Origin of the sequence: Mycobacterium sp., assembly GCF_032159765.1 — a bacterium.
Taxonomy (GTDB): domain Bacteria; phylum Actinomycetota; class Actinomycetes; order Mycobacteriales; family Mycobacteriaceae; genus Mycobacterium.
Window position 1 is genome coordinate 1 of the sequence record NZ_JAVHWM010000170.1, and the last position, 10,100, is coordinate 10,100.

The 10,100-nt window shown below is 66.8% G+C and carries 9 protein-coding genes and 1 pseudogene; 6 read left to right on the top strand and 4 right to left on the bottom strand.

Going from position 1 to position 10,100, the window contains the following annotated elements; genetic code table 11:
* The coding region (locus QOH60_RS20970; RefSeq protein ID WP_526423796.1) for a phosphotransferase at nucleotides 1–444 on the bottom strand (444 nt) is incomplete at its 3' end.
* An 11-nt stretch (nucleotides 445–455) separates the two neighbouring features.
* Nucleotides 456–1,070: a hypothetical protein gene (locus QOH60_RS20975; protein WP_526423797.1), complete on the bottom strand. Its 615-nt coding sequence runs from the start codon at nucleotides 1,068–1,070 to the stop codon at nucleotides 456–458.
* 74 nt (nucleotides 1,071–1,144) lie between these two features.
* Between QOH60_RS20975 and QOH60_RS20980 the strand changes: the two genes are divergently transcribed.
* The 5 genes and pseudogenes from QOH60_RS20980 to QOH60_RS21000 all read left to right on the top strand — a co-directional run bounded on the left by QOH60_RS20980 (nucleotide 1,145) and on the right by QOH60_RS21000 (nucleotide 5,719).
* Nucleotides 1,145–1,846 carry a DUF427 domain-containing protein gene (locus tag QOH60_RS20980; protein ID WP_526423798.1) on the top strand — a complete coding sequence of 234 codons (702 nt, stop codon included), beginning with the start codon at nucleotides 1,145–1,147 and terminating at the stop codon, nucleotides 1,844–1,846.
* Nucleotides 1,847–1,891: 45 nt separating this feature from the next.
* Nucleotides 1,892–2,989 (top strand): annotated as a pseudogene (locus tag QOH60_RS20985) (phenylacetate--CoA ligase family protein).
* Nucleotides 2,986–4,350, top strand: a complete 1,365-nt coding sequence (locus QOH60_RS20990; protein ID WP_526423799.1) for an aldehyde dehydrogenase family protein — start codon at nucleotides 2,986–2,988, stop codon at nucleotides 4,348–4,350. The pseudogene QOH60_RS20985 and the gene QOH60_RS20990 overlap by 4 nt, the downstream one beginning before the upstream one ends.
* A gap of 13 nt (nucleotides 4,351–4,363) precedes the next feature.
* Complete coding sequence (locus tag QOH60_RS20995) at nucleotides 4,364–4,750, top strand: hypothetical protein (RefSeq protein WP_526423800.1); 387 nt, start codon at nucleotides 4,364–4,366, stop codon at nucleotides 4,748–4,750.
* Between the two features lie 57 nt (nucleotides 4,751–4,807).
* Nucleotides 4,808–5,719 carry an enoyl-CoA hydratase/isomerase family protein gene (locus QOH60_RS21000; protein ID WP_526423801.1) on the top strand — a complete coding sequence of 304 codons (912 nt, stop codon included), beginning with the start codon at nucleotides 4,808–4,810 and terminating at the stop codon, nucleotides 5,717–5,719.
* Here the strand turns inward: QOH60_RS21000 and QOH60_RS21005 are convergent.
* Nucleotides 5,698–6,882: an acyl-CoA dehydrogenase family protein gene (locus tag QOH60_RS21005; protein ID WP_526423802.1), complete on the bottom strand. Its 1,185-nt coding sequence runs from the start codon at nucleotides 6,880–6,882 to the stop codon at nucleotides 5,698–5,700. The genes QOH60_RS21000 and QOH60_RS21005 overlap by 22 nt on opposite strands.
* A gap of 51 nt (nucleotides 6,883–6,933) precedes the next feature.
* On the opposite strand from QOH60_RS21005, the gene QOH60_RS21010 reads away from it, so the two are divergent.
* The gene (locus QOH60_RS21010) at nucleotides 6,934–7,797 is read left to right on the top strand and encodes a type 1 glutamine amidotransferase domain-containing protein (RefSeq protein ID WP_526423803.1); all 864 of its coding nucleotides are present in this window, start codon (nucleotides 6,934–6,936) and stop codon (nucleotides 7,795–7,797) included.
* A gap of 46 nt (nucleotides 7,798–7,843) precedes the next feature.
* Here the strand turns inward: QOH60_RS21010 and QOH60_RS21015 are convergent, their stop codons facing one another.
* A complete protein-coding gene (locus QOH60_RS21015) occupies nucleotides 7,844–9,967 on the bottom strand; it encodes an acyl-CoA dehydrogenase family protein (RefSeq protein WP_526423804.1) in 2,124 nt (707 codons plus the stop codon).
* Between the last annotated feature and the right edge of the window lie 133 nt (nucleotides 9,968–10,100).

Sequence of the window (10,100 nt, forward strand, 5' to 3'; positions counted from 1 at the left end):
TCCCTCCATGGACACTTCCTCGGTCTGCATGCCGCCAAGGGCCGCGACCGTCAGCGGCGACACGTACGCGTACAGACCGGCCTGCCGGTAGCGGGTCCACAGGTCGTCGCGGCTGAAAGCGGTGCCGCCGCCCGCGGTCAATGCCTTGCGGTAGACGTCGAGCAGGTCGCGCTCGACGGCCCGGCGGTCCTGCGTGGACATCCCCAACACCAGGGTGTAGGTCAGATCGCGCGACGGGTGGCCGCGCCGCACCACCTGCCAGTCCAGCAGACCGGCTCTCCCGTCGCGGAAGTAAGTGTTGCCCGGATGCGAATCGCCGTGCAGCACCGTGTGCGGACCTTCGTCGACGGTCGCGGTGACGGCGTCGAAGTTCTCCCACAGGTAACGCCCGACGCCGACGGGAATTGACGTCCGTTCGGCCAGCTTGCGGGCAGAGTACTTCATCAGCGGCGGTGTCAGCGCGGTGCTCGGATCTGCCGAGGGCGGCCACAAGCCAACCGAATTGCCCTCCGCCGCCGTGCTTTTGAGGAAGCCGGCCGTAGAACGTCCCGTGGACGTGAGCGAGCACCTCGACGAGCAGTGCCATCTTGTCGTTGCCGAGAGGATGCAGTGTGTCGGGGAATTCGCATGGTGACGTCGTCATGTCCTCCAGCGCGATGACGTAGCGGCCGGGTGAGCGGGTCGAACTCCGAGCCGTGGCACCGCGGAATCCCGTCGCCGAGTTCGGGCGCGAGCTGTTTGTAGAACCTGGCCTCGGTCTCACCAAGCCGCGCCAGTTCGCCGAGCATGCGGGTGCCGGCAGCGGCGGCAGGGAGTTTCACGAACACCGACTCGGGCACGTTGTCACCGGCGAGGGCGAGCCGCGCCCGCGACGACGTCCCCGACGTGCCGTCGAGCACCGACGCCGACGACACGCGCCTGCCGAGGATTCGTGACATGACGGCCGCGTCGAGGTCTTCGACGCGACGCGGGAAACGCCGCATGCCCTGCAGCGCGGCGTCGGTGGCGAGGCGCTGCACACCATGACCGACGTGTGCTGCCATCCGTGCGAGCCGGGACACCGAGGCCATTCGAGCAGATTGACACTTTTGAACGAATATGTAAAGTGAGAGGGTGTGCAGGACGGCGGCTTGAGGGTACGACGATGAGCCTGGTCGCCGGGCGCGGACCACTTGGCCAGGATCCTGCCGGCTGGTTCGTCCCCGCGCTGCCTTCCGACGTGGTCTACGTCGAGCCCCATCCGCGACGGGTACAGGCAATCATCAACGGCCGCACAGTCATTGACACCGAACGTGCACTCATGGTGCACCGCAGCAATCACCCCCTCAGCTACGTGTTTCCCGCCGACGCGGTCGGCGAGTTGCCATCGGAACCGGAGCCCGCGGCCGAGGGCTACGTGCGGGTGCCCTGGGACGCCGTCGACACCTGGCTGGAGGAGGGCCGCACGCTCGTCCATTACCCGCCGAACCCGTATCACCGGGTCGATTGCCGGCCGACCCACCGGAGACTGCGCGTGACGGCCGGCGGCACGACATTGGTCGACACGGACCAGACCGTCATCGTGTTCGAAACCGCGCTCGAGCCCCGCCTCTACGTCGATCCGTCGCTCGTCCGGACGGATTTGCTCCGGCGCACCGAGACCTCCAGCTACTGCAACTACAAGGGCGTCGCGACGTACTGGGCAGCCGTCGTCGGGAACGCCGTCGTTGACGACGTCGCCTGGAGTTACGAGGAGCCGCTGCCGGAGTCCGTTGCTATCAAGGGCTGCCTCAGTTTTGACGACGGCCGCGTGGATGTGTTCGCGGAGCTGCCGGTGAAGAACAGCGGTCCAGCAGGTGAACCCTGACGTGTCGGTGGCTCGCGCCGCCGGGGCTGCGACAGGATCTCCTGTGTGGACGTCAGTGATTTCTCCTTGCTGGACGTGCCGCGGGAGGAGCCCGTCGCGGATCCCGAGACATTCCTGCGGGCCGCGATAGCGTGGCATTTCGGCGAGGACACCGGTTCTCCGTTCTGGCTGCGGGCGGCCAAGGATCTCGACTTCGACCCGCTCACCCGTGTCCGCTCGTACGCGGATCTGAGTTTGTTCCCGAATCTGCTGGACGAGTTGCGCACCGCGCCCGTGCACGACCTGATCCCGCGCGGATACGGGCCGACGCCACCTGTCCCCCGGATCTTCGAGTCCGGCGGCACCACCGGCGCGCCGAAACGGACCGTACAGATGCCGGACTGGGTTGAGCAGGTAGCGCGTTGGCAGGTCGAGGATTTCAGTGCCGGCGGGTTTGTGCGCGGTAGCGGCCTGCTCGCCCTCGTGCCGAGCGGGCCGCACGGAGTAGGGCACTTCGATCAGGTGGTCTCGGAGCGGCTCGGGTCGGTGTTCTTCCCGATCGACCTCGACCCGCGATGGGTCAAGAAACTCGCTGCCCGCAACGCCACACAAGAGATGTCCGGGTACGTCGACCATTGCCTTGAGCAGGCGGCGTTCATTCTGCAGACGCAGGACATCGGCAATCTGCACACCACTCCGCCGCTGTTGGAGGCAATCGCACGCGACGATTCGCTCGTGGATCTGGTCAACGAGCAGGTGCGCTATGTCCTGCTCAGCGGCGCGCATGTGGACCTCGACACGATGGACCTGTTCAGCGAGATCTTCCCCGACGCCGCGATCACGATGGTTTTCGGCAGCACGATGATCCTGTCGCAGGCGCGTACGCGCCTCGAATCCGACTGGGAGTCTTGAATTTTCGATCCGCGGTCGCCCTACATCGTCTTTCGGGTGATCGACCCGGAAACGGGTGCCGAGGTGCCATACGGCGAGCGGGGCCAGGTGGTGATGAACCACATCAGCAAGGGCATGTTCTTGCCGAACAACCTCGAACGGGATACCGCCATGCGCGTGCCCGGCCCAGAGGGTCAGGTGGGCGATTCGCTCACCGAGGTCGCGCCGGTAGCCCGCTTCGAGGGCGAGCCGGTGATCGAGGGAGTGTATTGATACCCCTCGACGCGCTCGGGCCGGAGGGTGAGCGACGGACCCGGCAACGCGAAACCATCAAGGACACAGCGGGTGTGGCCGTCGGCGAGTTGAGCCTCGTGCCACGGTTGTACGTTGCCCGCTCGATCAAGGCGCAGCGCAAGGTTCATCCGTTGCCTGCCGAACACCGCGAGAAAGCGCTCGACCGGGCCGCGGAGCTGTTCCTGGAATCGACGATCGGCGGCCTGGATTTCGACGCCTATGTCGAGCTCACCTGCCGGGTCGCCGGCCTGCCGATGACCGCGACCCGTGAAGGCGCTCGCGGTGTGGCTGACGCGCTCGCGACCGCATTCGACGCCGTGCGCCCCGCCAGGCCGAGCGGCGCGGTGACGGACTGGCGCGAAAGGGACACCCGCGGCGGCACGGCGGTGTGGGCCCGTCGTGGCGACGTGCTGGGGGTGCACGCTCCTGGGAACGCGCCGGGCGTTCACGGGCTGTGGCCACAGGCGCTTGCACTGGGTTACCGCGTCGCGGTCCGGCCGTCTCGGCGCGAGCCGTTCACCGCGCACCGCGTCATACATACGTTGCGCCAGGCCGGGTTTCGTTGCGAAGACGCGCTTTATTTGCCCACCGACTATGCGGGGGCAGGCGAGCTCATCAACGCGGCCGACCTCGCGCTGGTCTACGGCGGCCAGGACGTCGTCGACCGATACGCCAATGAATCCACGGTGTTCACGAACGGGCCCGGGCGCAGCAAGGTCCTGATCACCGCCGAACAGGACTGGCGCGATCACATCGACGTGATCGTCGACTCCGTCTGCAAATACGGCGGGATGGCGTGCGTGAACGCCACCGCCGTGCTGTACGAGGGCGACGCCACCCCGCTCGCACAGGCAATCGCTGAGCGGCTGGCCACCATTCCGCCGTTGCCGAACACCGACGTGCGGTCACTGTTGCCCACGGCACCCGTCGAGAGCGCACGCGCCGTGGCGGATCACCTCGCGATCAAGGCGGCAGGGACGATCCCGGTGCTCGGTTCCGATCAGGTGGTCGCCGATCTCGGGAACGGCTACGCCGCGCTGCGGCCTGCGGTGCATCTGCTGGCGAGTCCCGACGAACGGACCCTGAACGTCGAGCTGCCGTTCCCGTGTGTGTGGGTGGCGAGTTGGTCGCGCGACGACGGTCTCGCTCCGCTGCGAAACTCATTGGCGCTCAGTCTGATCACCGATGACGAGCAGCTCGTCGACGATCTGCTCAACGAGCCGACGGTGACGAACGTCTACGTCGGCGGCTACCCCACCTACTTCGGCGCGCCGCACGTCCCGCACGATGGATTCCTGGCCGACTTCCTGATGTGGAACAAGGGCTTCGCGCGTACCTGAACAGGAGAAGCACATGTCATCTACCGAACGCTCCGTACCTCTGAACCTTCTTACCGGCACTCGCGTCGCGATTGCCACGATCGCGACATTGTTTCCCCGGCTGGGGTCACGCATGTTCAGGCTGAACGGCGAAGGTACGGCGGCGATTCCGTTCGCCCGCATGTTCGGTATCCGCAACGCCCTCCTGGCTGCGGGCCTGCTGCAGCTTGACGCCGTCGGCTCACCGCGCACCTTTGTCGGCATCAATGTCATGGTGGACATCGTCGATGCACTTGCGCTCGTCGACGCGGGCCGCCGTGGTGAGGTCCCCCGGTCGGGCGCGTTTCTTGCCGGCGGAACCGCGCTGCTCGCGACGGGCCTCGGCGTAGCCGCTCTCGCAGCGCTCGACGAGAGCGGCTGATGCGAATGGCGTGCTCCAAATAGGAGTGCGAAATTCTCGTCTGCATAGAATGCCGCTATGCCGCAGGATTACCGCTTCATCACGTACGAGTTGATCGACGACGGGCGCATCGCCCGGATCATGCTGAACCGGCCGGAAGCACGAAACGCGCAGAACCGCGGGATGCTCGTCGAGCTCAACGACGCGTTCCTGAAGGCGGAGGCCGACGACACCGTCCGGGTGGTCATCCTCGGCGGCAATGGGCCGATGTTCTCGTCCGGCCACGACCTGGGCTCCAACGTCATGCGCGAGGAGTACACCCCGGGGCCGACACAGCACCCGAGCTACTCGCAGAATGGCGGTACGCGCGACGCCGCCGAGAAGCTGCTGCTGCAGGAGTGGCACCACTTCTTCGAGAACACGCGCCGCTGGCGCAACCTACGCAAGATCACCGTGGCACAGGTGCATGGTGAGGTGTACGCGGCGGCACTGATGCTGATGTGGGCGTGCGACCTGATCGTCGCCGCTGAGGGCACCCGGTTCGCGGATGTCGTTGGTACAAGACTTGGCATGTGCGGTGTCGAGTATTTCGCGCACCCTTGGGAGTTCGGGCCGCGCAAGACCAAAGAGCTGATGCTGACCGGTGATTCGCTGACGGTCGAGGACGCCTACCAGATGGGTATGGTATCGAAGATCTTCCCCGCGGACGAATTAGTTGACAAGACACTGGAGTTCGCACGACGTATCGCCGAAGTTCCCACGATGGCCGCGCTGCTGACCAAGGAGGCGGTCAACCAAACCGTCGACAACATGGGCTTCTATAACGCGCTCAACGCGTGCTTCACACTGCACGAGTTGAACCACGCGCACTGGGCGTGGGCGCACGAGAACAGGTGGCCCGTGGGCATGGAGGAAGACGGCCTGCCGAACTGGCGGACCGCTCCGCCCGTGGTGAACGCAGTGAAAGATCAGGTCCGCGCCGGCGAATAGTTCGGACGGCCCAGCCCCAGCGCGTGTTGGGCGATCATGTTGCGGAACACTTCGAGTGTTCCTCCGTAGATTCCCGAGGGCAGCGACAGCCGCCACGCGTATTCGATGCCGCCGTCGTCGGCCGCGCCCGGGGTTCCGACGGGCAGGGCCGACGCCGTTCCGACGATGTCCATCATCTCCGGGCCGATGTCGCGCATTGCCTGCACCACGGCCACGCGCCCGAACATGTCCGGTGTGCTCAGCCCGGCTTCGATCCTGGCAAGGCCGCGGCCCAGCCGGTAGCTGACCGACTCGTCGTCCAGTGCACAGCGCCCGTTGGCGTCTTTCGCGGCGACCATGCCCGCGATCGTGTCGACCGACTGTGCCATGCGCGTGAGGTGCTCGACCATGGCCGCGGTTTTCTGCAGGCCGGTGGCGTCCTTCTCGACGGTGCCGTGCTCGGCGTTGAGAGCGGACCGCAGCACGGTCCAGCCGCCGTTGACCTCGCCCAGCCGGTACTTGTCGGGAATACGGACGTCGCTGTAGTAGGTGATGTTGGTGCGGTCGCCGTCGATGGTGCGGATGGGTTGGATCTCGACGCCAGCGCTGTCGAGTGGCACCAGAAACATCGTGAGGCTCTGGTGCTTCGGAGCGTCGGGGTCGCTGTTGGTCACCAGGAAGACAAACTGCGCGTTGTGCGCGTTCGAGGTGAACATCTTGGAGCCGTTGATGATCCAGTGATCGCCATCGCGTACTGAGCGTGTCTTGCACGTCGCGACGTCGGATCCGCCCTCCGGTTCGGTGAGGCCCAGGCACAGCCGCACATGTCCGGACAGCACGCCCGGCATCACCTCGGCCTTCAGCTCGGGCGTCGCGAACTGGTCGACTACGTGAGCGACCATGAAGGTGACGCCGCCGTGGTACCACGGCACTTCTGCGCGCTGGATCTCCAGGTCCCAGATGCGCTTGCGGACGGGACTGAAACCCCCCTCGTCCGGCGACTCCCACAGCGCCGAGAGGTATCCGGCCTCGCCGAGTGCCAGGTGCACGTTCTCGTCGAAGTTCTCGCCGGTCTCGCGATCGCGTTGCCGCACCTCCGCGGTCACATGCTCGGTGAGGAACGTCCTGAGCTCGTCGCAAAAGGCCTGATCGTCAGCCGAGAGTTCGACCTGCGAGAAATCCACCAACCGAGCGTGACATTCGGTGAGGATTTTGTAAAGCGATACCGTTGCCGAATGGGCACCGTGCTGCTGCCGATACCCGACCGGGACTTCGACCCGACGGAGGTCGCCGTCAGCTGGCAAGTGCTCGTTCGCGACGGTCATCGCGTCGTGTTCGCGACGCGAAGCGGAACCCCGGCGCAGGCCGACGACATCATGGTGACGGGTCGAGGACTTGACCTGTGGTCTGCGATACCGGTTCTGGGACGCGTCAGGGTCGTGGGCCGCGCGCTACGGGCCAATGCCGACGCGCGCAGAGCCTATGCGCAGATGCAGGAGTCCGATGAGTACCGGCACCCGATCGCCTGGTCCGATGCGACGATCGACGACACCGACGCGCTGGTATTGCCTGGCGGTCACCGACCGCGCGGGATGCGCAGCTACATCGACAGCGCGCTGTTGCAAGCGCTCGTCGTCGACGCATTCCGTCGTGGGCTGCTGGTGGCGGCCATCTGCCACGGCGTGCTGCTCGCGGCGCGCAGCGTCGACCCGGCGACCGGCCACTCCGTGCTCTACGGGCGCAAAACCACCTCGCTCACATGGGAATTCGAGCGGCGCGCGTGGCGAATCGCGCGGATCACCCGCTTTTGGGATCCGGACTACTATCGGACATACACCGAGCAACCCGGTGATCCGCCGGGGTACATGTCGGTGCAAGCGGAGGTCACCCGCGCGCTGAAGGACCCCGCCGATTATTGCGACGTGGTCCCCGGATCCGACAATTGGCGGACCAAGACCTCCGGACTCGCCCGCGACACGGCGACGGACTCGCGCCCGGCCTTCGTCGTCGACGACGGCGACTACGTGTCCGCCCGGTGGCCTGGCGACACGCACACCTTTGCAAAGACCTTGTCCGGCAAGCTCACTGGACCGCGCTGAGGTCCAGCTGCCTGATCCGGCGCGAGGCCCAGTTCGGCGCGGTCCGCTACTTCAGCAGCGGGTCGCGCGGCAGCCCGAGGATCCGTTCGGCGATCGTGTTGCGGGAGATCTCCGACGTGCCGCCCGCAATCGTGATCGCGCGCCCGCCCAGATACGAGCCGGTCAGTTTCGGGGTCTGCCCCAACACCGCAGCCGGTCCAGCCAGCACCATGCCCAGCTCCGTCAGCCGCTGCGACTGCTCGGCCAGCACCAGCTTGGTCACGTTGCCCTCGGGCCCGGGTTCCGCGCCTGCGATGGCGCGGCTGGCGCGGCGGAGGTTCAGCAGCCGCAGCGTGTGGAAATCCGCGATCACCTCGCCGACCTGACGAACGTAGGCGGCCGCCGTTTCGGCAGGCGCGGCGTCGAGCAACTTGACCAAGTCGTCGACCCTGAAGGCGAGGGTGCCCGATGAGCCGCCGCCGATGGAGATCCGCTCGTTGCCCAGGGTTGCCCTGGCCACCAGCCAGCCCCTGTTCACGTCGCCGACCACGTCGGTGTCGGGAACGAACACCTCATCGAAGAACACCTCGTTGAAATGCGATTCGCCGCTGATTTCCCGCAGCGGATTCACTTTCACGCCAGGCGCATTCATGTCGATGGCCATCATCGTGACGCCCGCGTGCTTGGGCGCGTCGGGGTCGGTGCGCACGGTCGCGAGGCCCCACTGGCAGTCGCGGGCGAGACTGGTCCAGACCTTCTGGCCGGTGACCTGCCATCCGCCGTCCACCCGCTTACCCGCGGTGCGTACCGCCGCGGCGTCCGAACCTGCTCCAGGTTCGGAGAATAGCTGACACCACATCTCCTTGCCGCGAAGCACCGGCTCGACCCACCGGTCGCGCTGGTCTTCGGTGCCCGCTTGTGCGACCGTCAGCGTCACCCATCCCGTGATGCCCATGTCGGGCACGTCGATGTCGCGGAACTCCTCGTCGATGACGAGCTGCTCCACGACGTCGGCACCGCGCCCCCACGGCTGGGGCCAGTGCGGGACCAGATAACCGGAGTCGACGAGGAAGTCGCGCTGTTGATCGGGGGGCAGCGACCGCAGCTTCGCCGCGGCCTCACGTGCCTGTTCGCGGTAGCCGTCCGCCTCCTGCGGCAGCGTGAACGTCGCGCCGCGCGCCTGCCCGTTGCGGACAGCGTCGACGATGTCGAACAGCGGGTCTCCGCTGTCGGTCATCAGAGCCGCCAGCGTGCGCGCCCGCCGCAGGTAGAGGTGCGCGTCGTGTTCCCAGGTAAAGGCGATGCCGCCGTGGAGCTGAATGTTGTACTGCGAGTTGAATATTTGCGTGCGGATGGCCAGCGCGCCGGCCACCGCCGCGGCAAACTCCGCGCTGTCGAGATCGTCGGCGCGGGCGGCGTCCCAGGTGGCCGCGGTGGTCTCCTCGGCGTTGACGAGCATGTTGGCCAGATGGTGCTTGACCGCCTGGAACGTGCCGATCGTCCTGCCGAACTGCTCGCGGACCTTCGCGTATTCGCGCGCCATCTCGAGGGCCGCCCAGCTGCAGCCCACGGCCTCGGCGGCGGCCAGGATCCTGAACACGGTGCGGGCGTGCCGGGCGGCGCCGCGGAGCACGCGGTCGTCCCGTACGTTCGCGCGGTCGAAGACGACCTTGCCGATGCTGCGGGTCGTGTCGAGTGCGTTGTCGTACGCGGTGACGGTGACGTCGTCGGCGTTCACCACGACGACGTCGTCGCCGGCGACGATGGCGAGCACGTCGGCATCCGGCGCGCCGAGGACGAAGTCATCCGACAAGCCGAGCGCCCCGACGGTACTCCCGTCGGCGAAGCCTGGAAGCAGTTGTGCGCGTAGCGATTCAGAGGCGCAGCGGTCGATCAACAGCGCTGCCGCGACCGTCGGCAAAAACGGGCCCGGGCACACTGAGCGGCCCTGCGCCTCGAGGACGATCGACAGCTCCGACAGGCCGAACCCGGAGCCGCCGTGGTCCTCACTGATCGCGAGCCCGTTCCACCCCTGCTCCGCGGAGGCCTTCCAGATGTCGCCGGGATTCTTCGAACCGCGCTCCAGCGTCGCTCGGGCGGCGGCCAGGCTGTCGAGCCGGGTCAACTGCCCGGTGGCGGCGTCTGCGAGGTCCCGGTGTTCTTCGGTGAGCGCCAATGCTGAAGTAGTCACGATTCGACGGTAGTCCCCTCTAATTCGGTGATTCGTTGCCCGCGGGCGCGGACATGTGGGTGACGTCAGAACGGCCCCGCAGAACCTCGCTGCCGTGCGAAACCCACTTGTCACGCTCGGCGGCGTCGGCCCG

Coding starts and splice junctions, on each gene's coding strand:
- QOH60_RS20975 (WP_526423797.1), bottom strand. CDS start 1,070: ATGGCCTCGGTGTCCCGGCTCGCACGGATGGCAGCACACGTCGGTCAT.
- QOH60_RS20980 (WP_526423798.1), top strand. CDS start 1,145: ATGAGCCTGGTCGCCGGGCGCGGACCACTTGGCCAGGATCCTGCCGGC.
- QOH60_RS20995 (WP_526423800.1), top strand. CDS start 4,364: ATGTCATCTACCGAACGCTCCGTACCTCTGAACCTTCTTACCGGCACT.
- QOH60_RS21000 (WP_526423801.1), top strand. CDS start 4,808: ATGCCGCAGGATTACCGCTTCATCACGTACGAGTTGATCGACGACGGG.
- QOH60_RS21010 (WP_526423803.1), top strand. CDS start 6,934: ATGGGCACCGTGCTGCTGCCGATACCCGACCGGGACTTCGACCCGACG.